Consider the following 24,587-nt stretch of genomic DNA (forward strand, 5'->3'; position numbering starts at 1 on the left):
ACTGCCACATCCTCGATCACGAAGACCTCGGAATGATGGGCGTCATCAACACGGCCTGATCAGGCGTCCGGCCGCGACACCGGCGGTGCTCCGGTCTCAGAAGAGCTTGCGCGCGAGGTTCCACGCCTTCTCGGTGTACGGCGGGTAGATCATGCTCGTGACGTCGGGTCGGGTCGTCTTGGTGAGTACGGACTTGCGGTGGCTGAATTCCTCGAAGCCGAATCGGCCGTGATAGGCGCCGATCCCCGACGGTCCGACGCCACCGAACGGCAGCCGTGCCGTGGAGAAGTGGAACAGGAGGTGATTGATCACCATGCCGCCCGCCGTCACGTTCTTGATGACCCGCTCCCGCACGCTCTTGCTCTTCGTGAACAGGTACGCCGCCAGAGGCTTCGGCCGGGCGTTGACGAAGTCGATCGCCTCGTCCAGGGAACGAACCGTGATGATCGGGAGGATGGGGCCGAAGATCTCCTGCTGCATGAGCGGCTCGTCCAGGCCGGGATCGACCACGACGGTCGGCTGAATCTTCAGCGTGCCGACGTCGGACCCGCCGCCGGTGACGACCTCACCCTTGGTCACGGCGAGCGCGGCGACCAGCCGGTCGAAGTGCCGTCGATTGACGATCGGCTTGCCCGCGGGGTTCCCGGCCTCGAACGTGTCGAGGGCGGCCTTGACTGCGTCGACCAACTGATCGCGGATCGATGCGTCCGCGATCACATAGTCGGGTGCGATGCAGATCTGGCCCGAGTTGACGATCTTGGTCCACGCGATGCGCTTGGCAGCGACCTCGATGTCGGCGTCGGCGGCGACGATGACGGGGCTCTTGCCGCCGAGCTCGAGGATCACCGGGGTCAGCTGTGCCGCGGCGGCCTCATACACCTTGCGGCCGATCTCGGTACCGCCGGTGAAGCACAGCTTGTCGAACCCCTGCGCGATGAGCTCCTGGCTGACCGAGCCGTCACCCTCGACGACCACGATCGCTTCGCGGTCAAGGTACTTCGGAACAAGGTCTGCCATGAGCGCCGACGACGCGGGCGCTACCTCGGACGGCTTCAGCACCACGGTGTTGCCCGCCGCGATCGCGCCGATGGCCGGCCCCAAGGTCAAGGCGAACGGGAAATTCCACGCGCCGATGACGAGCACGGTGCCGAAGGGCTCATACTCGATCCACCCGCGACCGGGCATCTGCGCCAGCTCGAGCCGGCGGTGCTTGCGCTTGGTCCACTTGCCGACGTTCTTGGCGGCATCCTTGGCCTCGGCGACTGTGCCGGCGATGTCGGCGAACCATGCCTCGAAGGGCTGACGCCCGAGATCCTTCTCGAGCGCCTCGGCGATCGCGCCTTCGTTCTCGACCATCATGCGTTCCAGCGCCCTGAGCTGCGCTCTGCGCCACGCGACGCTGCGTGTGCGACCGGTGGCGAAGGCGGTGCGCACACCCGCGACGACGGCGGGAATGTCGACGGTGGTCGAGGTGGAGGGCGCGTCCGAAATTATAGTCATGCGTCAGACTCTAGCGAACCACCGGCATGGGCAACATAGCGGGTCGACAAGATGAACACTTGGCCGCGTCGCCGGAAGACGCCATGCGCCGTCATCGTTTCATGCGATTGTTGATGCTGGCCGATCGCGCCCACGGCGCGGCTGCGACATCAGACGGACGGAAAGGGCTGAGCAATGCAGGCCACGGACCCTCGCACCTTCGAGATGCTCCTGGAGGATGTCCGGCTTTTGCGCCGTGACATCCTGGAGGCGGAGGTGCGGCAAGCCGCGCACATCTCAGCGGTCAGACCTCGGCACCGGCACAGCGCCACCAACCTCGTCCACTACGCGGAGATGCGAGCTCACGATCTCCGCGATCTCCAGCGGCGCCTGTCCGAGCAGGGCCTGTCGTCGCTGGGACGCACCGAATCGCAGGTGCTGGCGAGCGTCGATGCGCTGATCGCAACGCTGACTCGACTCGCCGGACACGGCGGTGGCGTGGTTTCGCGCACACCCGAAGCCCCCGATGGAGCTGAGCTGCTCGCACGCAACGCGGCGCGCCTGCTCGGACCCCGGCCGAAGGACCGCGTCACACGGATCATGGTGACACTGCCCAGTGACGCGGCATCGAACCCCGACCTCGTGCGCAGCATGCTCGCCAGCGGCATGGACATCGCGCGAATCAACTGTGCCCACGACGGACCCGAGCAGTGGGCCGCGATGGTGGCGAACATCCGCACGGCAGAAGCCGCCACCGGGCGCCGATGCCTGATCTCGATGGACCTGGGAGGACCCAAGCTGCGCACCGGGCCGATCGAACCCGGTCCGGCGGTGCGGAAGGTCTCGCCTTCACGCGACGCCGTCGGAAACGTGGTGCAGCCGGCGCTCCTCTGGATCGGAACCCCGCCGGCAGACGCGAAGGAACCCGTCATCCCGCTTCAAGAGGTCGGCTGGGCCGGGGGACGCCGCATCGGCGACAAGATCCGGCTGGTCGATGCGCGGGGTTCCCACCGCATCCTCACCGTCGAGAAGGTGGATGCCGACGGATGCCTGGTCTCGGTCCACAAGACGGTCTACTTCGTGCCGGGTACCGCGCTGTCGACCCGGGAGATGGTCCCAGGCGACGGACGCACGGCTCACGTCGGACCGCTTCCGGCGGGCGAGCAGTCGCTTCTGATCCGTCGCGGCGACATCCTCGTTCTGACGCGAGACCTCACGCCGGCCAAGGTGTCCACCAGCGGTTCACACCGCATCGGCTGCACGCTGACGACCGTCTTCGCAGATGCCCGACCCGGTGAGCGCGTTCTCTTCGACGACGGCAAGATCGGCGGTGTGATCACGGACGTCACCGCCGGCGAACTGACGGTGGAGGTGCGCAGCGCCGGTGTGAACGGCACCCGGCTCCGCGCCGAGAAGGGCATCAATCTCCCCGATACTCGGCTGTCGCTGTCCGCGCTGACGGACCAGGACATCGAGGACCTCGCCTTCGTGAAGCAGCACGCCGACATCGTGCAGGTGTCGTTCGTGCGCAGTGCCGCCGATGTCACCGACCTGCTGCGACACGTGGACGAAGTCAAGGACCACGCGTTGGACGTCGTGCTCAAGATCGAGACGGTAGCCGCGTTCGAATCGTTGCCGCAGATTCTGCTGGAAGCGATGCGATGGGAGGACATCGGAGTCATGATCGCCCGCGGCGACCTCGCTGTGGAGGCCGGCTTCGAGCGGATGGCTGAGGTGCAGGAGGAGATCCTCTGGCTGTGTGAATCCGCACACGTGCCCGTCATCTGGGCCACTCAGGTGCTTGACACCATGGCCCGCACAGGACTGCCTTCCCGGGCGGAAGTCACCGACGCGGCGATGGCGGAGCGGGCCGAGTGCGTGATGCTCAACAAGGGACCGTTCATCGACGACGCGATCTCGATGCTCGCCGGAATCCTTGCGCGGATGCAAGACCACACGCAGAAGAAGCGGAGCCTCCTGCGGCGGCTGCGCGCATGGGACCTGGACGAGACGGTCCGGTAGAGGACGACTCGATGGCCGCGGGACCCGCCGCCGTGCCGGTACGGTGTGAGGGATGAGTGGCACCACCCCGCGTGGGGACGGGTTGCTCGCCCGCCTGAGCGCTCAGGCCGAGCGTGCCCAGACCCACTTCGCACCGACGATCGACCCCCAGCGCTCGCTCGCCGCGCGGCGAGAGATCACCGCCTTCCTCGCCGACCGGCTCGATGAGCTGTGCACTTCTGCGGGACTGGACGATCCGAGGCAGGACGACGTCGGCCTCCCACAGCCCGCGGCCGCTCCGCAGGTCTTCACCTTCTGGAATTCCCCGGTGCCGACCGCGCCCCCGCTCGTCCGCGCATGCCTGGCCCAGCTGCACCGGATGCACCCCGATGCGATCGTGCTCGACCCGGTCACCGTGCGCGACTGGATCGACGTCCCTTCGTTCGTGTGGCACCTGCTCGATTCGGGGCGCGTCGCACATTTCGCAGACTACGTGCGGGTTGCGCTGCTCGAACGCCACGGCGGCTTCTGGGTGGATGCCACGTGTTACGTGCCCGGGCGGCTGCAGGAACGCATCGCACCGCTGCTGAGCGCGGGGATGCTCTACCCGCGGTGGTCCGGCAGGCAGATCTCGAACTGGTTCATCGCGACGAGCGGCCCGCGGCATCCGCTCATCTCACTCCAGCGTGCAGCGCTCGAAGCCTGGTGGCGCGAGCGCGACGACCTGCCCGACTACTTTCTCTACCATCGTGTCTTCGAGTCGCTTCTCTCACTCGTTCCCGAGGCGCGACGCAGCTGGCGGCGCGTGCCGCACCTCGGCAGCCTGCCCGCACACCTGCTGCAGGCGGCGATGTACCGCCCCTATGACCCGGATGAATGCGCGCTCATCCTCGACGCATCCCCGATCCACAAGCTCAGCTACAAGTACGACGCCGGGAGCGTGCCCCCCGCGTCGATACTGGCCCGTCTGGTAGCCGGCGAACCTCTCTGATCCTTCGGCTGGAACAGAACTCTCCACGACGGCTGGTCGGCTGGGCGATTGTCGCTGGAGAACACCCCCGCCGTATCTGACAGCCGCGGTCACGGAGCGCTCAGCACGAGCGATACGTTGTGCCCGCCGAAGCCGAACGCGTTCACCAGGCCCGCGCGGTACGCGCCGGTCCTCGTGCTGCGCACGACATCGAGGGCGATTTCCGGGTCGACGTCGTCGACGTTGATCGTGCCCGGAAGGATTCCGTCGCGTAGCGCGCGGGCTGTCACGAGCGCGCCGAGGGCACCCGCCCCGCCGAGCAGGTGCCCCACCATCGACTTCGTCGAGGTCGCTGCAACCTCCCCGAGCGCTGCATGGATGGCCTGAGCTTCATTGAGGTCACCCGCCGGCGTCGATGTGGCGTGCGCGTGTACGAAATCGATGTCCTCCGGCTGGAAACCCGAGGAACGCAGCGCGAGCCTCATCGTGCGAGCCTGGTTCTCGGGGTCGGCGTTGACGATGTCAAACGCATCCGAAGTGACGGCTGCTCCATTGAGCCATCCGTGCACGAGCGCCCCCCGCGCGCGCGCGTGCTGCTCGCTCTCGAGCACGAGCAGAGCGGCGCCCTCACCCAGGACGAAGCCGTCGCGGGCGGTATCGAAGGGACGCGAGGCGCGCTGCGGATCATCGTTGCGGCGCGACAGCGCGCGGGTCTGGGAGAGCGCCGCGATCGTCAGCGCTGTCACGCAGGCCTCTGCCCCGCCGGCAACGACGACGTCGGCGTCTCCGGAGAGGATCATCTGCCGCGCCATGAGCAGCGCTTCCGAACCCGACGCACACGCACTCACGGGTGCACGCGCTCCCGCGCGAGCACCGAGTTCCATCGACAGCCAGGCGGCAGCGCCGTTGCCCATCATCATCGTCACGGTGTGCGGGTACACACGCCGCGGCCCGCCCACGCGCAGCCGTTCCACCTGCTCGATCATGCTCGTGATGCCGCCGATCGCGTTGCCGACCACCACCGCCAGGCGATCCCGATCCACCCCGGAAATGCCCGCGTGCCCCCACGCCTCCCGCCCTGCGAGTATCGCGAACTGCTGCACACGGTCGAGCCGGCGCCTCTCCGGCACGCTGAGGCCGGCCATGTAGTCCTCGGGAACCGTGGCGGCGAAAGTCACCGGCATCCCCTCCGCCCAAGGCTCTTCGATCGGGCGCACTCCCGACACCCCTGCCGCCAGCGCCGCCCAGGACGACTCGGCATCGGCGCCCACCGGGGTCACTGCTCCGAATCCGGTGATCGCGACCCGTGCGCTTTCCGCGCTCATGAGAAGTCCCGCGCGCCGAGTGCGAGCGTCAGGACCACGGAGTCAGACATTGATGCCGCCCATGGCTCTGAGCTTCTCGGCGATCATGTCGCGAAGAACGTTCTTGCGCACTTTTCCCGGTGCGGTCCGCGGCAGGGAGTCAACGAGTTCCACCCGCTCGGGCAGTTTCTGAACCGCGACGTCATGAGCGCGCAGATACTCGCCGAGGGATTCCACGGTGGGTTCCGCACCGTGACGGGGCACGACGAAGGCGCACGCCTTCTCCCCCAGCCGCGGGTCGGGCATCGAGACGACGGCGACGTCGAGGACGTCAGGGTGACCGGCCAGCAGGTCCTCGACCTCGCGCGCACTGATATTGAGGCCACCGCGGATGATGATGTCTTTCACGCGGCCCGTGATGCGCACAAATCCCGCCTCATCGGCATACCCGAGATCACCGGAGAGGTGAAAGCCGTCCGGCGTGAGATCCTCCGCCATGGCCGCGGGATCCCGGTAGTAGCCGAGCATGAGGGACGGTCCCTTGAAGGCGACATCGCCCTCGGACCCGACGGGAACATCGTTATCCGCATCGTCGAGGATCCGGACCTGGGAGCCCGGCGTGGCGCGTCCGTCGGAGGTGACGGCGCGCTCGGGAGGATCATCGGGTCCGGTCATGGTCGAGGCGAAGTTCTCGGATCGTCCGTAAATCGCGATGAGGGTCGTTTCGGGGAAAAGGGCGCGCGCCTGTTGAACGACCGGACCCGGGATCGGCGCTCCCGCGCACCCCCAGAGTCGCATGCCGCTCATGTCGTGACGTTCGGGTTCGTACGCCTGCATCGTCGTGGAAAGGAATGTCGCGGCCGTCACCGACATCGTGCAGCCGTATGTCTCGATCCTCCGCAGACCTTCCTCCGGGTCCCATTCGGGCTGGAAGTGCGACCCTGCACCGGCCAGCAGAGGGACGATCAGTCCGATGAGCAGACCCGTGGAGTGGGCCACCGGCGACGGGTTGAAGACGACGTCGTCCGCGGTGACGCGCAGCTTCTCCACGACAGCCTTCGCTCCACCGTGCATGGTGTTGAAGCTGTGCACGCATCCCTTCGGCCGCGCGGTCGTTCCCGAGGTGTACACGAGCAGCGCGGGATCGTCGGCAGCCGCGGTAGCGCCGAGGCCGGCATCCAGGTCATCGAGGTCGCCCGCGAGGAAGAGCTCCTCGAAGTCGTGCACCCCCTCCGGCACGACTGTCGCACCCGGACGGACCATCACGATCTCCCGCAACGCCGGTGCAGCTTCGCGCAGCCGCAGATACATGTCCAGGTGGCCGAACTTGTGGAACGTCGCCGGGCCGATCAGCACCTCGGCGCCGGAGTGTTCCAGTATGTATCCCACCTCGTCCCCTCGGAAGATGGGCATGATCGGGACGAGTACCGCGCCCAGGCGCGAGAGCGCCAGTGCCGCCACGCCGAACTCGGCCCAGTTCGGCATCTGCACGGCAACCCGGTCGCCGCGGCCGACACCCAGTCCTGCCAGGCCTGCCGCCAGACGAATGCCCTTCTCGCGCAGACTGCCATAGGTGAGGGTGTTGTTGCCATCGGTGAGCATCACCCGCTCAGGATGAGCCATTGCGCCGTCGACGAGAAAGTCCCACATCACCCGGTCCTGCCACCAGCCATCGGCGTAGTACCTGCGCCTGTCGGCATCCGAATGCGGATTCGCGAAGGCCGCTCCGTCATTCATCGTCTCGTTCATTCCATCGCCACCTCTCGATCGGGGATGCCTACGGCACCCGACTCATTCACCAGCACCAATTTCCTCCGACTCGCTCATCGCCGTCGGAGCGTCCGCGTGATATTCACCGTCCCCGCCCACGGCATCAGGAAGCTCCACCACCTGTGAGGCGTAGCACAAGCCCGCGCCGAAACCGAACAGCAGCGCGGTCTGGCCACCGTGCACGGTGCCTTCGCGCAACAGCCTCTCCATGGCGAGCGGGACCGAGGCGCCGGAGGTGTTCCCGGTATCGATCACGTCACGAGCGATCACCGCATCCTCGCGCAATCCGAGCGTGTGGGCCATGGTCTCCACGATCCGCAGATTCGCCTGATGCGGGATGAAGACGTCGATGTCGGCCGGAGTCAGGCCCGCCGCCTCGATCGCCTGTGCGGCGAAGTGGGGCGCGACCGAGGTCGCCCACCGGAAGATGGTGGGTCCGTCCTGCTCCGCCGTCGGCCACGGAACGTCGCGGAAGTCGTCGGCATACTTGTACTCGAGCCAGTCATGGGTCGTGCGGATGGCGTCCCCCTTGCGGCCGTCCGAACCCCACACGGTGGGACCCACGCCGGGGGTGTCCGACGGGCCCAGCACGACCGCGCCGGCGCCGTCGCCGAGGATGAACGAGATCGTCCGCTCGGTCGGGTCGGTGAAGTCCACGAGCTTCTCCGCTCCCACGACCAGTGCGTGCCGCGCCAGCCCAGAACGTATCATCGCGTCAGCCTGCGCGATCGCGTAGCAGAAGCCGGCGCAGCCGGCGTTGACGTCGTACGCGGCAGCCGAAGGGGATGCCCCCACGCGTGCCCCGAGCAGCGGCGCCAGCCCTGGGGTCATCTTCATCCAGGTGACGGTGGAGACGATGATCACGTCCATCTCACCGGCTGGGACTCCGGAGGCATCCAACGCAGCACGTGCCGCCTGCTCGGCCAAGTGCTGCACGAGGACTTCACGTGACGCATGCCGTCGGGTGATGATGCCGGTGCGACGCCGTATCCACTCGTCGTCGCGCTCGAGGGCTTCGGCGAGGTCACCGTTGGGAACGATCCGATCCCCTCGCGCCCCCCCGACGCCGATCAGCCGGGAATAGGACGATGGCCGACGGTACGAGATTCCTGTCATTTTCCTGAGAATACTCCTCAGCAGTGTGGTCGACGTCGAACATACCTCAACCCACCGATCCCGCGTCGCGCAGCACCCTTTGCAAGAGTCCCGGCCGCAGCGGTGCGGATGGTGCGGACTCTGCGTTCAGAGCTGGGGACTGAGCGTGAGACGGCGCATCGGCTCGCGTCTTGAGCAGGAGGTCCGCGAGTTCGGTCCGGGAGAGTGACGAGTTCCTTCGATGTCATCCCGGGTGGACGCGCCACAGTCGGTCTTGAAGTCGAGGCCGAGCGACTCACTCGCGCCCGCCGAGTACGAACCATCAGCGATTCGCGCAAGTGCGAGATCCACTCCGTCCATCGAAGCCCCCTCCTCCTGCAGACTCACACCAGACCGATCTCGAGTTTATCCAAAGTTTTGCATGACCCTACACGCTGCAGGATTATGCAAAACTATCGCGAAACTCGCGCTGGCGGGGACGTCCTCGCCGAGGAACCTATTGGCACTCCTCGATCACCCCGCGCGGGTGCCTTCGTCGGCCAGAAACGCACGAGCACGACCCCACCGGCGATCGGCGGCGAACGCGTTCATGTCCTGCCGACCGTCTTGCGATCCGGAGCGGTCGAATCGCGACCAACGTGCGGGATCCTCGTCGACGTCGATCGCCGCATCCGCCCCGACCATCATCGGATCGGTGAGAATCTCGTCGTAGACCTCCCCGGAGTGCAGGTCGAGGCTAGGGGCCGAAGCGCCGGGGCACCGTCGCAACATTGCGCATCGCGGACCAGGACCGCTCGGTCACGACACCATCGAAGTACGGCACTGTTATCTTGAGCGCACTGTCGTTGAACTCGTTGCCGGGCCCGGCCTCTGCGCGTCACCCTGCCGTTGACGGCGCAGCATCAGACCAGCTCGGAATTCGTCAAGTTGTCTCGGATGCGTGGACGTAGCGTAGGGATCGCTGGGAGTCGGCGTCCCCGGCGCCGAAGCGCCAGTGCTATGGACTCGGTCGAACCATCCGAATGACCGGGATCACGTGGCCCGCCATGCGCTGCCCTCGCCTAACCCCATCCCGCTCGAACCCGTTGCGTCGGTAGAACGCCTCTGCTCGCGGATTGTCATCGAGCATCCACAGATAGGCGGGCTGGCCTCCAATCGCCGCTGCCAGCAGATCCTGGCCGGCACCCGAGCCATAGGCATCCGCCAACAGGTAGATGCCTTCGAGTTCGCGCGCGACAGGTCGGTCATCGTCTCGGCCATCGCTTGATGTCGCCCATCCGACGATGCCGCTATCGGTCTCTGCAACATAGACGTCGGTGACATCGTCTTCGATGATCGCAGCCCAACGCGAGACGCGCGGCTCCACTTCAAGCCCAGCGAGCAGCTCCACGGGAAGTTGACGCGCGTAGGCCTCTCGCCAGGCCTGAACGTGCACCATCGCGATGCCGCGGGCGTCGCGGACCCCAGCGGGGCGAACGCGGATTCGCGCTGCCCCCTCTCCAGTCGTCGGGGTCATCCAACCATCGTGCCAGCGCGACCGTCACGCGCGCGCATAATCCACAGGGACATTGCCTGGACATCTCACCCTCGAAGCGGACAACTCTGATGGGTGTCAATGGCCAATCTGAACTGCCCGTGGGCGGCCAGCAGAAATGCCCGCTGGCAACCTTAAGGCAAAGCAAAACCCCCGCGATCCCAGTGTTCGCAAGGGATCTGCGGGGGTTTTCGGTGGCGGTGACGGTGGGATTTGAACCCACGGTAGGGGGTTACCCTACACAACTTTTCGAGAGTTGCACCTTCGGCCGCTCGGACACGTCACCGCGCGACAGCTTACGTGACGCCGGGGCATGGTGCCAATCGCGCCGCGTGACAGCCTCACGCGGGTAACGTGACGACGTGACCGAGCCGATGACCGCGCAGCAGCGACTGGTGCTGACGGTGGCCGTGCTCGGTTCCTCCGTCGCCTTCCTCGACTCGACGATCGTGAACGTGGCGCTGCCTGCCATCTCTCGCGAACTCGGCGGTGGACTCTCGACGCAGCAGTGGACGGTGGATGCCTACCTCGTCACCCTCGGCGCCCTCATCCTCGTCGCCGGCGCCGTCAGCGACGCGTACGGTCGTGTCCTCGTCCTGCGGATCGGACTCATCGGATTCGGGATCGCCTCGGTCGCGGTGGCGCTCGCGCCCGACCCGGCCGTACTCATGATCGCGCGCGCCGTACAGGGCGCGGCCGGCGCATTCCTCGTGCCGAGCTCGCTCGCGCTCATCACGGCAACGATGCGCGACCCCCTGCGCGCTCGCGCGATCGGGATGTGGACGGCGATGACCACCGGCGCGACGGTCGTCGGTCCGCTCGTCGGGGGACTGATGGTCGACTACCTCTCATGGCGCTTCGCCTTCATCATCAATGTGCTGCCGATCGCGGTCGGGCTGTTCCTGCTCACGCGGCTGGACCTGCCCGGAGACGGCGCGCACGCGAAGAACACCCGAATCGACTGGCTCGGAGCCGCGATGTGCACGATCGGACTCGGCGCGGCGGTGTATGCATTGATCGAGGAGCCGAACGCCGGGTGGGCGGCGCCCGGGATCTGGATACCGGGGATCACCGGCATCCTGCTGCTCGTCGCTTTCGTGCTTCGCCAGCGAACGGTCCGCAATCCCATCGTGCCGCTGAGCCTTTTCCGCCGCCGCAATTTCACGGCCGGCAATGTCTCGACGCTGTTCGTCTACGCCGCGCTGTCACTGAACGGCTTCGTGCTCGCCGTCTACCTGCAGCAGGGCGCGGGTCTGTCTGCCACCCTGGCGGGACTCGCGAGCCTGCCGATCACGTTCCTCATGATCGCCCTGAGTGCGCGCGTCGGTGCTCTCGCCGGGCGCTGGGGCCCGCGGATATTCATGACCGCGGGCCCCCTGATCATGTCGGCGGGGACACTCCTTCTCCTGACCGTTTCCGCCGATTTCGACTACTGGTGGCAGGTTCTGCCGTCGATGCTCGTCTTCGGCACCGGCCTCGCGGTGACGGTCTCACCGCTGACCTCAGCGATCCTGGGCGCGGCCGATGCCGCTCAAGCGGGCATCGCCTCAGCGGTGAACAACGCCGTGGCGCGGGTCGCCGGGCTTCTGCCGATCGCCGCACTGGCTGCGATCACCGGCGGAGCCCTCGACCTCGCCGGATTCCACCGCGCGGCCATCGTGACCGCGATCCTGCTCGCCGTCGGCGGATTGGTGTCCCTCGTGGGAATCCGGTCACTGCCAGACTGAGCGCATGAGCGTGATCGAGAACTCCAAACTCACTGTCGTCGGCGCGGGTGCGGTCGGGTCCTCCGTCGCGTACGCCGCCCTGATCCGCGGGTCCGCCCGCCACGTCGCGCTGTACGACATCGCGGCGGAGAAGACCGAGGCCGAAGTGCTCGACCTCGCCCACGGCGCCCAGTTCACCGGCTCGAGCGACATCATCGGCGGCGCCGACATCTCGGTTGCCGCCGGATCGCACGTCGTGGTGATCACTGCCGGCGCGAAGCAACGGCCCGGTCAGACGCGCATCGAACTCGCCGGAGTGAACGCCGGCATCCTGAAATCGATGATGCCGCAGCTGCTCGAGGTCGCGCCCGACGCGATCTACGTCATCGTCACGAATCCGTGCGATGTTCTCACCGTCCTGGCGCAGGAGGCGACGGGTCTGCCGTCCCAGCGCATCTTCGCCTCGGGCACGGTGCTCGACACCTCGCGTCTGCGCTGGAAGATCGCGCAGCGCGCGGGTGTCTCGATCGCGAGCGTGCACGCCTACATCGTCGGCGAGCACGGCGACACCGAGTTTCCGCTCTGGTCGCACGCGATGATCGGCACGGTGCCGATCCTCGACTGGCAGCCGCTCGACGGGCAGCCGAAGTTCACGGCCGACGAGCTCAACCAGATCGCCGTCGACGTCCGTGATGCCGCCTACAAGGTCATCCAGGGCAAGGGCGCCACCAACTACGCGATCGGCCTGTCGAGCACGCGCATCGTCGAGGCGATCCTCAAGGACGAGCACACCGTCATGCCCGTCTCTCCGGTGCTGCAGGACTTCCATGGGGTGAGCGACGTCGCCCTGTCGGTGCCGTCGGTGGTCAGCAGCATCGGCGCAGCGCCGATCCGCGAGACCTCCCTGTCCGAGGGCGAGCTGGCGCTTTTCCGGCATTCGGCCGATGCGCTGCGCGAGGTCGCAGACTCCCTCCGCTGAGCCCTCGTCGGCTGGAGCGTCCCTCACGGCCGATGTCGACGGGCGCGGCTAGCCTGAGGGAATGGCATCCAGACGCGCGACGACAGCCACCGCGTTCCGGTGCACCGAGTGCGGATGGACGACGGCGAAGTGGGTCGGCCGTTGCGGCGAATGTCAGCAATGGGGCAGTGTCGTCGAGGCCGCGACCCAGACCGGCATCCTCTCGCACGTCGCGGCGATCACCCCGCTGCGTTCGGCCATGCCGATCACGCAGGTCGACACGACCGACACGCCCCGCCGCACCAGCGGTGTGGGCGAATTCGATCGTGTGCTCGGCGGCGGCATCGTGCCCGGCGCCGCGATCCTGCTCTCCGGCGAGCCGGGCGTGGGCAAATCCACGCTGCTGCTCGAGGTCGCCGCGCAAAGCGCTCGAGCCGGTCGGCGTGTGCTGTACGTGAGCGCCGAAGAATCACTCGGCCAGGTGCGTCTTCGGGCCGAGCGTACGGCGGCGCTCCATGATGAGCTGTATCTCGCGAGTGAGACAGACCTCGCCACCGTCCTCGGGCACATCGACGAGTGCTCCCCCGAGCTCCTCATCGTGGACTCGGTGCAGACCGTGTCCTCGTCGTTGATCGACGGCGCCGCCGGACAGCCCGCGCAGGTTCGCGAAGTCGCCTCTACGCTGATTCGCGTCGCGAAGGCCCGCGATCTGCCCGTCATCATCGTCGGACATGTCACGAAGGACGGATCGATCGCCGGTCCCCGCATCCTCGAGCATCTCGTCGACGTGGTCTGCCACTTCGAAGGCGACCGCCAGACATCCCTGCGGTTCGTCCGGGCACTGAAGAACCGTTTCGGCGCGACGGACGAAGTCGGATGCTTCGACATGACCGGCACAGGCATCGCCGAGGTCCCTGATCCGAGCGCGCTGTTCCTCGGGCACGGGTCGCAGCAGCCCGGCACCTGCGTCACGATCGCACTCGAGGGGCGGCGGGCTCTGCCGGTCGAGGTCCAGGCGCTGACGCTACCCGCATCCGGGCCCAACCCGCGCCGTATCGTCAGCGGCGTCGACGGCGCACGGGTCGCCATGGTGCTCGCCGTGCTCGAGAAGCGCGCGGGAGTACGGGCATCGGACCAGGACGTCTACGTCTCGACCGTCGGCGGAGTGCGGCTGATCGAACCGGCCGCCGACCTTGCGATCGCCCTCGCCGTCGCGAGCGCGATCACCGGCCGGCCGAATCCCCCGCGAATCGCCGCGATCGGCGAGCTCAGCCTGGCCGGTGAGATCCGAGCCGTCACACAGCACACCCAGCGCCGAGCCGAAGCAGCACGCCTCGGCTACCGTTCGGTCATCGACACCTCTTCGCGAGAGCTCGCCACCGCGTGGCGCGCGCTCGCGGGTCAGTATCGCGTCGATCCCCAGGACCTGCCGGCGTTCTGAGCCGGCCTACGCGTCGAGCGCGGCGATCAGATCGGCGGGTGTCGCCTGCAGCGGGTGCGGACCGGCGATGTCGAAGAACACCGTGGTGATCTCGGCTTCGTGTGTTCCGAGGAAGGTGCGCAGCCAGGCGGGCGACTGCAGCGCGACGGCCGGCGGCAGCTCGGCGGGCTTGTGCGCGGCGTCGCTGAAGAGCAGAAGCGCGAGGTCGCCGCTGTTCGCATCGCGATAGGTCCACACCTCACCGCTGTCGAGCGGGTTGTCGCGCTGTCCGGGCGTCATCAGCGGCACGACGGTCGGGCCGTGGCGAAGCGCGAAGGCGAGCGCCGCCATGTCCTGTGTCTGCAGGGCATCGGCCAGCTGCGTGTTCCGGAATTCCAGCGAAGGTTTCGCGCGCTTCTTCCCAGCCATGCCCCCAACTCTAGGAGACGAGAAGGGGCCCTTTCGGTCCCGCATTGGGGACTGCGGGAATCGAAAGGGCCCATGGCTCACCGGGGGCGAAAGATCTCGTCGGGCCGCTGGGGGGTAGCTCCGACAAACCGTCGCTGGGGACAACGGGAACCGCCGCCCGGGAACTACCACCAGCGTACGCACACTGAACGGGCTCTTCTGCTCCAGAGCCGAGACTGTTCATGAGAATGCTCTTAGGAACGAGCCCCCGGCTCCGCCTCAGCGCAGCTCGAATGCCCTTGTATCGGCCGCTTCGATTCCGCCGATCGACACCGACAGATGGAAGTAGCCCGCACGCGCCTGCGGACGCGCCGTCGCGCAGGTGTCGACGGCCGACCGGGTGCGGTCCCATTCCAACGGCGTGATGCTGGACACGGTCTGTCCGGCAGCGAGCTGGACCACCTGGTCGCTCGACTCGGACTGGCAGTCCGTCGATCTCCACCACGTGTCGCTGCCGCTGGAGATCACGAAGGCCTGAGTCGCCGTCCCCACGTTGATCAGACAGGGTGTATCGGTGTCGTTGGAGAGCGTGATGGACAGCTTCGGCAACTCGCCCGCACCGTAGGACTCCCTGTCGGTGACGGCGAGCACGGTGATATCAGATGTCGAGCACGCCGCAACTGCAGCGTCGGTCTCCGATCCGGATGGTGCCGGCGGGACGGATGCCGGAGGCTCTGTCGCGGCCGGAGTCTCGGACGCTGCCGGGGACGCCGGAGCGCTGGTCGAGCCCGATGGACCGACCGGACTCGCGGGCGAGGTCGGGACCGCCGCTGCGCGCCAGGGCTGCCAGACCAGCAACGCGATGACTCCCGCGACCACCACGAGCGCCACCAGCAGGGCCGCCAGGCGGCGACGGCGGTACACGGCGGGCGAGTGCCGGCGGGACGGAGTGCTCACCCGTTCAGGCTATGCTCCGGCATCCACCGATTCATCAGGACGCGCCTGCAAGTGCTTGAGCATGCGGGTGTTGCCCAGAGTGTTCGGCTTGACGTGCGCGAGGTCGAGGAACTCGGCGACTCCCTCGTCGGGGCTGCGGAGCAGCTGCGAGTACACATCCGGGTCGACGACCTGCTCGCCGATGGGCGCGAAGCCGCGGCGGGTGAAGAAGTCGACCTCGAAGGTGAGGCAGAACAGCCGGCTCAGCCCGAGCACGCCGGCACGCTCCTCGAGGCTGTCGACGATCGCACCGCCGACGCCGCGGTGCAGCCACTCGTCCGCGACGATCAGGGTGCGCACTTCGCCCAGGTCCTCCCACATGACGTGCAGTGCACCGCATCCGATCAGACGCCCGTCGGCCTCGGCGACGACGAACTCCTGAACCGCCTCGAAGAGCGTCACGACCTCCTTGCCGAGCAGGATCCGCCGCTGGACCCACGGGTCGAGAAGAGCGAGGATGCCGCGCACATCGGCCGTCCGAGCAGATCTGACCCGGAATGCCGGGCCTGGGGAGTGCGGGGGTGTCACCGCACCCACTGTATTGCCCGGCCGCGGCCCACGCACGTGCACACAGATAGTGTTGCCTGTAACCCGCCCGCAACAGGGCTCGACCAAGCTGGGGCAATGTCGATCAAAGTCGCACTGGAGCACTACACCAGCTACGAGTTCGCGCGGCCGGTGAACGTCACCCCGCACGTCGTGCGCCTGCGACCCGCGCCGCACGCGCGCACCCCGATCGAGGCCTACACCCTCGACATCAAGCCCGAGGGTCATTTTCTCAACTGGCAGCAGGATCCGTTCGGAAACTGGCTCGCCCGGATCGTCTTTCCCGAGAAGGTCAGCAAGCTCGAGATCACGGTCGGGATCGTCGCGGACATGATGGTGATCAATCCGCTTGACTTCTTCATCGAGGAGTATGCGGAACGCTTCCCGTTCCGGTATGAACCGTCGCTCGAGGCGGATCTCGCACCCTACCTCCGTCCCGTCGAAGACAGTGACAGCACGGGCGTGTGGCGCGCGGGGCTTCCGCCGCTGCCCGCCGAGGGCATGCCGACGGTGCACTTCCTCTCGCAGCTGAACTCGGCCGTCAACGGGGCCGTCGCGTACAGCGTGCGCATGGAGCCGGGGGTGCAGACCCCCGATCACACGCTGGCGGCCGGGATCGGCTCGTGCCGCGACAGTGCGTGGCTGCTCGTGAGCCTGCTGCGTCAGTACGGGCTCGCAGCGCGCTTCGTCTCCGGTTATCTCGTGCAGCTCGCCGCCGATCAGAAGTCCCTCGACGGGGCCAGCGGGCCCGCCGAGGACTTCACCGATCTCCACGCGTGGGCGGAGGTGTACATTCCGGGCGCGGGCTGGGTCGGCCTCGACGCGACGAGTGCCCTGTTCGCGGGCGAGGGTCACATTCCGCTCTCGGCAACGCCCCACCCCTCCAGTGCTGCGCCGATCGAGGGCAGCACCGAGCCGGTCGAGGTCACGTTCAGCTTCCACAACGAGGTGCGGCGCATCCACGAGGATCCTCGCACCACGAAGCCGTACACCGAACCGCAATGGCAGCGCATCGATGCGGTCGCCGAGGCGGTCGACGAGCGGCTGCGCGCGGGGGACGTACGCCTGACGCTCGGCGGCGAGCCGACTTTCGTCGCCCTCGACGACGCGACGGCCGCCGAGTGGAACACCGACGCCGACGGACCGCAGAAGCGCGAATTGGCCAACACGCTCGCCGAGCGACTGCGGCGCGTCTACGCCGCCGGCGGCGTCGTCCACCGCGGGCAGGGCAAGTGGTATCCCGGCGAGCCCATGCCACGCTGGAACATCGCCCTGCAGTGGCGCACGGACGGAGTGCCGCTGTGGCAGCGCGCCGAGCTCTTCGACGACCCGTGGGGGAAGCCCGCCTACCCGGGGTCGGCGCCGGATCGCGCCGAGACCCTCGCGCGCACGATCACCCGCCTGCTCGCCCTCCCCGAGGCGCAGCTGCTCCCCGCCACCGAAGACGCCCTGGCGGCGCGGCTGGCCGAGGTCCGCCAGCCGGCGGGTTCTCGTCCCGGCAGCGAAGACGACGCCGACACGCCGGATGACGGCGCTCCGACCGCCTGGGTGCTCCCCCTCGTCACGGGAGAGACCTGGGCGAGTCCCGCGTGGCACTTCCGCCGGGGCCGCCTGGTTCTCATCCCGGGCACGAGCGCGGCGGGCCTCCGCCTTCCGCTCGATTCGATCTCGTGGCACGACCCCGCCTGGCAGGGCGAGCCGACATACCTCGAGGCTTCGACTCCGCTCGTCCCCGGCATCCCGCGTCTCGGGATCGTCGACCCGGAGGAACAGCCCACCACCGCGCTGGTGGTTGAAGCGCGCAACGGCTTCGTGCACGTGTTCCTCCCCCCCACGGATCGTCTCGACGACTATGTGAGCCTGCTGCGGGTCATCGAGCGCGCCGCCGTCGAGGGCGGCACTCGCCTGGTGCTCGAGGGGTACGGTCCGCCGCCGGACGCGCGGCTCACGCAGTTGGTCGTCACCCCCGATCCGGGTGTCATCGAAGTGAACGTGCAGCCGACGTCTTCATGGGCGCAGCAGCGCGAACTCACGTTCGAGCTGTACGAGCAGGCCCGACAGGCGCGCCTGTCAACCGAGAAGTTCGACGTGGACGGCACACACACCGGAACGGGCGGCGGCAACCACATCACTCTGGGCGGGCAGCAGCCCATCGACTCGCCGTTGCTGCGACGCCCCGACCTGCTCGCGTCGCTCGTGACGTACTGGCAGCGGCATCCGTCTCTCTCGTTCCTCTTCTCGGGACGCTTCATCGGCCCGACCAGCCAAGCACCGCGATTCGACGAGGGCCGTCCGGAAGCGGTTTACGAGATGGAGATCGCGCTGAGCGAGGTCCGCCGGCTCAGCGCCGAGACCGATGAGCCGCGCCCGTGGCTGATCGACCGCGCGCTGCGGCACCTGCTCACCGACCTCACCGGCAACACCCACCGCGCCGAGTTCTGCATCGACAAGCTCTACAGTCCCGACTCCAGTCGCGGCCGGCTCGGCCTGCTGGAACTGCGCGGTTTCGAGATGCCCCCACACCCGCAGCTCGCCCTCGTGCAGGCGCTGCTGGTGCGCAGCCTCGTGGCGATGTTCTGGGAGAAGCCCCTCACTGCGCCGCTCGTGCGCTGGGGCACCTCGCTCCACGAGGACTTCCTTCTGCCGCAGGGCGCCCGGCGCGACATCCTCGAGGTGGCCGAAGACCTCCGCGCCGCCGGAATCGATTTCGAGTACGGCTGGATGGAGCCCTTCGTGGAGTTCCGCTTCCCGCGCATCGGATTCACCCGCATCGGCGGAGCCGCCGGGATCGAGCTCGAACTGCGCCAGGCGATCGAACCGTGGCACGTTCTGGGCGAGGAGGCGACGGCCGGCGGAACGTCGCGCTACGTCGACTCGTCGGTCGAACGCATCCAGGTGACCGTCTCGGGCATCGACCCGCTCCGCCACCTGGTCGCGTGCAACGGCGTCGCTGTGCCGCTGACGCCCACCGGCCGCTCGGGCGAGTACTACGCCGGCGTCCGCTACCGCGCATGGCAGCCCTGGTCGGCTCTGCACCCGTCGATCGGGGTGCACGCCCCCCTGAGCTTCGAGATCGTCGACGTGGATGCCGCGGCCGGCCTCGGCGGTGCGACTTATCACGTCGTGCATCCGGGGGGCCGGGCCTACGAGCATCCACCCGTCAATGCGAACGAAGCCGAAGCGCGGCGATCCGGGCGATTCGAGCCGCGCGGCCACACCCCGGGCGCGTTCGACGTCGCGGCGGCCCGCGAAGCCGGTGCGCGCGCGGCGACGGCCGACTACCCCCGTACGCTGGACCTCAGGAGGGTTCCGCAGGCGTGAGTGTTCTTCGCGACTACGCGAGGGCAGTGTCTCAACCGACACTGCCCTTCGACGCGTCCGTCGACGCCGTCGCGGCCCGCTACGACGAAGTCGTGGGCGCCGACGGTGCCCTGCGACCCGCGTGGAAGACGATGGCCTCTCTCGCCCTCTCGCTGAGTCCGCAGGACATGAACCGCGTCGATGACGAGATCACGCGATTCCTCGCCGACGATGGCGTGTCGTACATGCGGCCGGGCACGGGCGCGCAGCCGTGGCAGCTCGACCCGATGCCGCTGGTGATCGACGCCGCCGGATGGGCGCGGTTGGATGTGGGCCTCGCCCAGCGCGCGGAGCTGCTGAATGCGATGCTCGTCGACCTCTATGGACCTCAGACGCTGCTGCGCGAGAAGATCGTTCCCGCGGCGATCGTTCTGGGGCACACCGGGTTCGCCCGTCCGGTCGCCCGGCCCAGCGCCCGGGAGGTCGATCCGCTGCTGCTGTCGGCCACCGACCTCGGCCGCGATGCCGATGGCGAGTGGCACGTGCTCGCCGACCGGACTCAGGCTCCGTCGGGCCTCGGCTTTGCCGCCGAGAACCGGCGGGTGATGTCGCAAGTGCTGCCCGATCTGTACCAGGAGGGCAACCTCCACCGAATGGATCCCTACTTCACGGCCCTGCGCGCGGCACTGCTTTCGTCCGCACCGGAGCAGGTGGAGGACCCACGGATCGTCATCCTTTCTCCTGGGACGCTCTCCGAAACAGCATTCGACCAGGCATTCCTCGCCAATGCGCTCGGGCTCCCCTTGGTGCAGGGCAGCGACCTGGTCGTCCGCGACGGATGGGTGTGGATGAAGCCGGCCGGCTGGCCGGCGAGGCGTCCGAGCGAGCGCATCGACGTCATCATCCGCCGTGTGGACGCCGCGTATTGCGACCCTCTCGAGCTCCGCGCCGACTCGCGGCTCGGCATCGCGGGGCTGTCCGAAGCCGTCCGCCGGGGACGCGTACGTCTCGTCAACGGCCTCGGGGCAGGCGTCCTCGAGAATCCCGCGCTCATGCCGTTCCTCGGCGCTGCGTGCGAACACCTCCTCGGCGAACAGCTGCGGCTGCCGTCCGCGCCGACCTGGTGGTGCGGCAACGCCGACGACCGCGGTCAGGTCCTCGCCCGCGTCTCCGCCGGGGACCCCTCACTGATCGTCCGAATCATGGACGAGCCCCGGCGGAGCCTGATCGGCCTGTCGCCCGCAGAGCTGATCGCACGCATCCATTCGGCACCGCACCGGTACGTCGGTCAGGATCTCCTGCCGCTGTCGCAGGCGCCGGTCTGGAACAGCACGGGCATCGCCTCGGCGATGCCGATGACCTTCCGCGCCTTCACTCTTCGCTACGGATCGGCCTACCGTCCCCTCATCGGCGGATTGGCGACGGTCCGCGCCGGAGCCGATGCCACCCCGACGACCAAAGACGTCTGGGTCCTCAAAGCCGCCGAGACCGATGCGGATCAGGGCCTGTCCGAGATCGTGCCGGCACCGGCCGGCCGGTCGATTCCGTCGCTCGCCCCGCGCGCTCTCGCCGACATGTTCTGGGCGGGCCGGTACGCAGAGCGCGCGGAGGATCTGCTGCGGCTGATCCTGAGCGCGCAGACGGCCCTCGACCAGCACGGCGGCCCCCTGGGCGATTCGGTCGACGACCGCACCCGCGTGCTGCTGAATGCGCTCAGCCTGCTCGCGGGGACCCGATCCCTGGACCCGGAGGCGGAGTTCCGGTCGTTGCTGATGGATGCCGGACGCCCCGGCTCGGCGGGCCACGCGATCGCACGCCTGCGCGAGGCAATGGAAGGCGTCCGCGACCAACTGTCCGGCGACACCTGGCGGGTGTTCGCACACATCGACCGCGCCGTGCGGTCGCTCCGCAGTTCGGCGCACCCGCATCGCACCGCCGAATCGGCGGGCCGCATGCTCGCCGCGATGCTGTCGCTGTACGGCGTCACGGCCAACATGATCCGTGACACCGGCTGGCGCATGATCGAGGCGGGCCGCCACCTCGAGCGGAGTCTGCAGGTCTGCCACCTGCTGACGGCGGGACTGCTCGATGCCCGCAACGCACGACGCGATCGGGATGTGCTCGAAGCGGTGCTGACGGCATCCGAGAGCATCGTCACCCACCGCCGGCGTTACCGCGGGTCGATGCGCGTCGAGGATGTGCTCGACCTGCTGCTGCGCGACCAGGACAATCCGCGCTCTGTCGCCTTCTGCCTGGCCGAGTTGCGCACGCACCTCGCCGCCATGCCTGCCTCGACCGGATCCACCCGCGCCGAGCGCCTGCTGGACCATCTCGAGACCCGGCTGCAAGAGACCGAGCTGACGGAGCTGGCCGGCGTGACGGCGGGGCGTCGGGAACACCTGGCAGAGTTCCTCGCGGAGGTCTCCGTGCAGCTGGAGCAGCTGTCGGATGCCATCGGTCATCTCCACTTCGAGAGCGGTCCGCCGGCCGTGTCGATCGCCGATCTCGCCCTGATCGAACTCATGGAGGCGCGCGCATGAACCGCTACCGCGTCTGGCATCGGACGGAGTATGCGTACTCGAAGCCGGTGCAGGACAGCGTCGGTCAGTTCCACCTTGTCCCGCGCATCCTTCCCTGGCAGCGGGTGGCCGAGGCAAGAGTGACCCTCGACCCGCATCCGTCGGATCTCGCCCCCGACGTCGACTACTTCGGCAATTCCTCCACGTATTTCCACCTGACCGGTGCACACTCGGCGCTGTCGATCGAAGCCACCAGCGAGGTCATGGTGGATGAGCCCACCTACGATCCGCAGGCACTGCTGCGACCCTGGGAAGACGCCCGCCCGCTCCTGCATCCCGATCTCGCGGGCGCCTGGTCGGCGGCGGAGTACGCCCTCGAGTCGGACCGCGCCCGGCACGTCGCCGAGGCGACCGCATACGCCGCAGAGACCCTGACCCCGGGGCGACCGATCGGCGAGGCCGTGACCGAGCTCACCCAGCGGATCTTCCGCGACTTCCACTACGACAAGACGGCGACCACGGTGACCAGCACTGTGGCCGACGCCATGCGCAAGCGCGCCGGTGTCTGCCAGGACTTCGCGCATGTCGCGCTCGCGAGCCTGCGCGCACACGGCGTAGCCGCCCGCTACGTTTCCGGGTATCTGGCCACCCAGCCACCACCCGGAAAGCAGCGAGTCTTCGGCGCCGACGCCTCGCACGCGTGGATCGCGGTCTGGCTGCCCGGAACCGACCAGTGGCTTGCGGTCGACCCCACCAACAACCAGTGGGTGAACGACCGGTATGTCACGGTCGCCTGGGGCCGCGACTACGGCGACGTCTCTCCGGTACGCGGAATCATCTTCACGAAAGCGAAGAAGTCCACTCTCCGTGTCTCGGTCGACGTCGCCCCCATCATGGACTGAGCCGGCGCACGTGTGTCCGCACTGTGACAGGCTGGGACAGTGAAGGCCTATCGATGCCGCGTCTGCAGCAATCCCCTCTACTTCGAGAACTCCGTGTGCGTCGCCTGCGGAACTCCGCTCGGCTACTCCCGCGGCGAGCGCGAGATCGTCCCCGTGGACAGCACCGGTGTGTACGTGGACGCGGAGGGGCTGATCTGGCACGTCTGCCGCAACCTCAACCTCTCAGGCTGCACGTGGCTGGCTCCGCTCGCCGGCGGGCAGTGCTTCTCGTGCGACCTCACCAGCGTGCGCCCTGCCGACTCGGATGCCGCGGGCTTGACGAACTTCCCGATCGCGGAGCGAGCGAAGCGTCATCTGATCACCGAGCTGGACGCGCTGGGCTTTCCGCTCGTTCCCCGGAGCACCGATGGGGACCACGGACTGGCGTTCGAGCTGCTCTCCAGTACGGAGTCGCCCGTCGTGATCGCGCACAATGACGGCATCATCACGATCGACCTCGCCGAGAGCGACGACTCGCACCGCGAGCGCATCCGGCGCCAGCTCGACGAGCCGTACCGAACGATGCTCGGCCACTTCCGGCACGAGGTCGGCCACTACTTCCAGTGGCGGCTCGTCGAGAACGACCCCGACGTGCTCGCGCGCTGCCGCGAGCTGTTCGGGGACGAAGGCACTGACTACGACGCCGCGATCCAGCGCCACTACGCCGACGGTCCGCCCGCCAACTGGGCGGAAGACTTCATCTCGTCCTACGCGACGATGCACCCGTACGAAGACTTCGCCGAGACATGGGCACACTATCTCCACATCTGCGACACACTCGAGACGGCCGTGGAGTACGGTCTTCTGGCGGCGGCAGACCTCCTGGGACACGCTCGGTTCCAGGATCTCGTCGCGACCGTCTGGGTCAAGCTCTCCACCGCGCTGAATCTCGTCAACCGCTCCATGGGCAAGGACGACCTGTACCCGTTCGTGCTGGCGCCGGCCGTTCTCGACAAGCTCGATTTCGTCTCAACCCTGCGCCCCGCGCCCGTTCTCGACCGGTGAACACGACGAGCGGATGCCGGTCGGCATCCGCTCTTCGTGTTCGGTCGTGGACTACGCGCCGGCGACGATCTCGGGAGTGGCTTCGATGGCTCCGGCGACGTTGACTCCGACAGAGACCCTTTCGCCGCGCGGGCCGTTCTCGAACGCGAACTCTCCGTCTTCGACGTCGACCTTCACGTGGTCACCGCTCGCGAGCTGACCGTGCAGAATGCGCTCACTGAGCTGATCCTCGATCTCGCGCTGCATGGCGCGACGGAGGGGCCGCGCTCCGAGTGTCGGGTCGAAGCCGATCTCGATGAGCTTGTCCTTTGCGGCATCCGACAGCTCCACCGTCATGTCACGATCGAGCAGCCGCTCGCTGAGGCGCTTGGTGAACAGGCCGACGATCTGGCGCAGTTCGGGCTTGCTCAACTGCGGGAAGACGATCACATCGTCGACACGGTTGAGGAACTCGGGCTTGAAGTGGCGCTTGAGCTCTTCGTCGACCTTGCCCTTCATGCGATCGTAGGTCGTCTGCGCGTTGCCCTCCACCTGGAATCCGACCGGCCCGCCGGCGATCGCCTGCGAACCGAGGTTGGTCGTCATGATGATGACCGTGTTCTTGAAGTCGATCATGCGGCCCTGACCGTCGGTCA

Annotated in this window: 19 protein-coding genes and 1 tRNA gene; 9 read left to right on the forward strand and 11 right to left on the reverse strand. The window is 67.9% G+C overall.

The genetic code is table 11. The annotated features are described in order from the left end of the window. Positions 1-96 precede the first annotated feature (96 nt). On the reverse strand, positions 97-1,500 hold the full coding sequence (locus QZV81_RS07755; protein WP_292835280.1) for an aldehyde dehydrogenase family protein: 1,404 nt from the start codon (positions 1,498-1,500) through the stop codon (positions 97-99). Positions 1,501-1,674: 174 nt separating this feature from the next. Between QZV81_RS07755 and QZV81_RS07760 the strand changes: the two genes are divergently transcribed. Continuing rightward, positions 1,675-3,501, forward strand: a complete 1,827-nt coding sequence (locus QZV81_RS07760) for a pyruvate kinase (RefSeq protein ID WP_292835283.1) — start codon at positions 1,675-1,677, stop codon at positions 3,499-3,501. 52 nt (positions 3,502-3,553) lie between these two features. Beyond that, positions 3,554-4,471 carry a capsular polysaccharide synthesis protein gene (locus tag QZV81_RS07765; protein WP_292835286.1) on the forward strand — a complete coding sequence of 306 codons (918 nt, stop codon included), beginning with the start codon at positions 3,554-3,556 and terminating at the stop codon, positions 4,469-4,471. Between the two features lie 89 nt (positions 4,472-4,560). Here QZV81_RS07765 and QZV81_RS07770 read toward each other — a convergent pair whose 3' ends face one another. The 6 genes from QZV81_RS07770 to QZV81_RS07795 all read right to left on the reverse strand — a co-directional run bounded on the left by QZV81_RS07770 (position 4,561) and on the right by QZV81_RS07795 (position 10,439). Beyond that, the gene (locus tag QZV81_RS07770; RefSeq protein WP_292835289.1) at positions 4,561-5,775 is read right to left on the reverse strand and encodes a beta-ketoacyl-[acyl-carrier-protein] synthase family protein; all 1,215 of its coding nucleotides are present in this window, start codon (positions 5,773-5,775) and stop codon (positions 4,561-4,563) included. A 42-nt stretch (positions 5,776-5,817) separates the two neighbouring features. After that, positions 5,818-7,503 carry an AMP-binding protein gene (locus tag QZV81_RS07775; protein WP_292835292.1) on the reverse strand — a complete coding sequence of 562 codons (1,686 nt, stop codon included), beginning with the start codon at positions 7,501-7,503 and terminating at the stop codon, positions 5,818-5,820. 42 nt (positions 7,504-7,545) lie between these two features. Further along, positions 7,546-8,640, reverse strand: a complete 1,095-nt coding sequence (locus QZV81_RS07780; protein ID WP_292835295.1) for a beta-ketoacyl-ACP synthase 3 — start codon at positions 8,638-8,640, stop codon at positions 7,546-7,548. A 492-nt stretch (positions 8,641-9,132) separates the two neighbouring features. Beyond that, positions 9,133-9,306 (reverse strand): hypothetical protein, encoded by a 174-nt coding sequence (locus tag QZV81_RS07785; protein WP_292835298.1) that lies wholly within the window; start codon positions 9,304-9,306, stop codon positions 9,133-9,135. Positions 9,307-9,616: 310 nt separating this feature from the next. Continuing rightward, positions 9,617-10,135, reverse strand: coding sequence for a GNAT family N-acetyltransferase (locus tag QZV81_RS07790; protein WP_292835301.1), 519 nt, complete (start codon positions 10,133-10,135; stop codon positions 9,617-9,619). 213 nt (positions 10,136-10,348) lie between these two features. Next, positions 10,349-10,439 (reverse strand) — tRNA-Ser (locus QZV81_RS07795). Between the two features lie 76 nt (positions 10,440-10,515). On the opposite strand from QZV81_RS07795, the gene QZV81_RS07800 reads away from it, so the two are divergent. The 3 genes from QZV81_RS07800 (at position 10,516) to radA (ending at position 14,258) form a co-directional block, all read left to right on the forward strand. Then, positions 10,516-11,880, forward strand: coding sequence for an MFS transporter (locus QZV81_RS07800; protein WP_292835304.1), 1,365 nt, complete (start codon positions 10,516-10,518; stop codon positions 11,878-11,880). A 4-nt stretch (positions 11,881-11,884) separates the two neighbouring features. Next, positions 11,885-12,838 (forward strand): L-lactate dehydrogenase, encoded by a 954-nt coding sequence (locus QZV81_RS07805; RefSeq protein WP_292835307.1) that lies wholly within the window; start codon positions 11,885-11,887, stop codon positions 12,836-12,838. A 61-nt stretch (positions 12,839-12,899) separates the two neighbouring features. Next, positions 12,900-14,258, forward strand: coding sequence for a DNA repair protein RadA (gene radA / locus QZV81_RS07810; protein WP_292835310.1), 1,359 nt, complete (start codon positions 12,900-12,902; stop codon positions 14,256-14,258). A 6-nt stretch (positions 14,259-14,264) separates the two neighbouring features. On the opposite strand, the gene QZV81_RS07815 is transcribed toward radA, so the two are convergent. From QZV81_RS07815 to QZV81_RS07825, 3 genes are all read right to left on the reverse strand, one after another. Beyond that, positions 14,265-14,666 carry a dehydrogenase gene (locus QZV81_RS07815; protein ID WP_292835313.1) on the reverse strand — a complete coding sequence of 134 codons (402 nt, stop codon included), beginning with the start codon at positions 14,664-14,666 and terminating at the stop codon, positions 14,265-14,267. A gap of 258 nt (positions 14,667-14,924) precedes the next feature. Then, positions 14,925-15,602 (reverse strand): hypothetical protein, encoded by a 678-nt coding sequence (locus tag QZV81_RS07820; RefSeq protein WP_292835316.1) that lies wholly within the window; start codon positions 15,600-15,602, stop codon positions 14,925-14,927. 9 nt (positions 15,603-15,611) lie between these two features. Continuing rightward, positions 15,612-16,169, reverse strand: coding sequence for an amino-acid N-acetyltransferase (locus QZV81_RS07825; RefSeq protein WP_292835319.1), 558 nt, complete (start codon positions 16,167-16,169; stop codon positions 15,612-15,614). A 96-nt stretch (positions 16,170-16,265) separates the two neighbouring features. On the opposite strand from QZV81_RS07825, the gene QZV81_RS07830 reads away from it, so the two are divergent. The 4 genes from QZV81_RS07830 to QZV81_RS07845 are packed head-to-tail and all read left to right on the forward strand — an operon-like array spanning position 16,266 to position 23,952. Next, positions 16,266-19,508: a transglutaminase family protein gene (locus tag QZV81_RS07830; RefSeq protein ID WP_292835322.1), complete on the forward strand. Its 3,243-nt coding sequence runs from the start codon at positions 16,266-16,268 to the stop codon at positions 19,506-19,508. A gap of 26 nt (positions 19,509-19,534) precedes the next feature. Next, positions 19,535-22,027, forward strand: a complete 2,493-nt coding sequence (locus QZV81_RS07835; protein ID WP_292835325.1) for a circularly permuted type 2 ATP-grasp protein — start codon at positions 19,535-19,537, stop codon at positions 22,025-22,027. Continuing rightward, positions 22,024-22,908 carry a transglutaminase family protein gene (locus QZV81_RS07840; RefSeq protein WP_292835328.1) on the forward strand — a complete coding sequence of 295 codons (885 nt, stop codon included), beginning with the start codon at positions 22,024-22,026 and terminating at the stop codon, positions 22,906-22,908. The genes QZV81_RS07835 and QZV81_RS07840 overlap by 4 nt, the downstream gene beginning before the upstream one ends. A 39-nt stretch (positions 22,909-22,947) precedes the next feature. After that, the gene (locus QZV81_RS07845; RefSeq protein ID WP_292835331.1) at positions 22,948-23,952 is read left to right on the forward strand and encodes a putative zinc-binding metallopeptidase; all 1,005 of its coding nucleotides are present in this window, start codon (positions 22,948-22,950) and stop codon (positions 23,950-23,952) included. Between the two features lie 51 nt (positions 23,953-24,003). Here the strand turns inward: QZV81_RS07845 and QZV81_RS07850 are convergent. Continuing rightward, on the reverse strand, positions 24,004-24,587 hold a 584-nt coding region (locus tag QZV81_RS07850), incomplete at its 5' end, for an AAA family ATPase (RefSeq protein ID WP_292835335.1).

Source organism: Microbacterium sp. (genome assembly GCF_011620665.1).
Classification (GTDB): Bacteria; Actinomycetota; Actinomycetes; order Actinomycetales; family Microbacteriaceae; genus Microbacterium.

Bases quoted from the DNA above. Each gene is read 5' to 3' on its own strand.
- QZV81_RS07755 (WP_292835280.1), bottom strand. From the start codon at position 1,500: ATGACTATAATTTCGGACGCGCCCTCCACCTCGACCACCGTCGACATT.
- QZV81_RS07760 (WP_292835283.1), top strand. From the start codon at position 1,675: ATGCAGGCCACGGACCCTCGCACCTTCGAGATGCTCCTGGAGGATGTC.
- QZV81_RS07765 (WP_292835286.1), top strand. From the start codon at position 3,554: ATGAGTGGCACCACCCCGCGTGGGGACGGGTTGCTCGCCCGCCTGAGC.
- QZV81_RS07770 (WP_292835289.1), bottom strand. From the start codon at position 5,775: ATGAGCGCGGAAAGCGCACGGGTCGCGATCACCGGATTCGGAGCAGTG.
- QZV81_RS07775 (WP_292835292.1), bottom strand. From the start codon at position 7,503: ATGAACGAGACGATGAATGACGGAGCGGCCTTCGCGAATCCGCATTCG.
- QZV81_RS07780 (WP_292835295.1), bottom strand. From the start codon at position 8,640: ATGACAGGAATCTCGTACCGTCGGCCATCGTCCTATTCCCGGCTGATC.
- QZV81_RS07785 (WP_292835298.1), bottom strand. From the start codon at position 9,306: ATGATGGTCGGGGCGGATGCGGCGATCGACGTCGACGAGGATCCCGCA.
- QZV81_RS07790 (WP_292835301.1), bottom strand. From the start codon at position 10,135: ATGACCCCGACGACTGGAGAGGGGGCAGCGCGAATCCGCGTTCGCCCC.
- QZV81_RS07805 (WP_292835307.1), top strand. From the start codon at position 11,885: ATGAGCGTGATCGAGAACTCCAAACTCACTGTCGTCGGCGCGGGTGCG.
- radA (WP_292835310.1), top strand. From the start codon at position 12,900: ATGGCATCCAGACGCGCGACGACAGCCACCGCGTTCCGGTGCACCGAG.
- QZV81_RS07815 (WP_292835313.1), bottom strand. From the start codon at position 14,666: ATGGCTGGGAAGAAGCGCGCGAAACCTTCGCTGGAATTCCGGAACACG.
- QZV81_RS07830 (WP_292835322.1), top strand. From the start codon at position 16,266: ATGTCGATCAAAGTCGCACTGGAGCACTACACCAGCTACGAGTTCGCG.
- QZV81_RS07840 (WP_292835328.1), top strand. From the start codon at position 22,024: ATGAACCGCTACCGCGTCTGGCATCGGACGGAGTATGCGTACTCGAAG.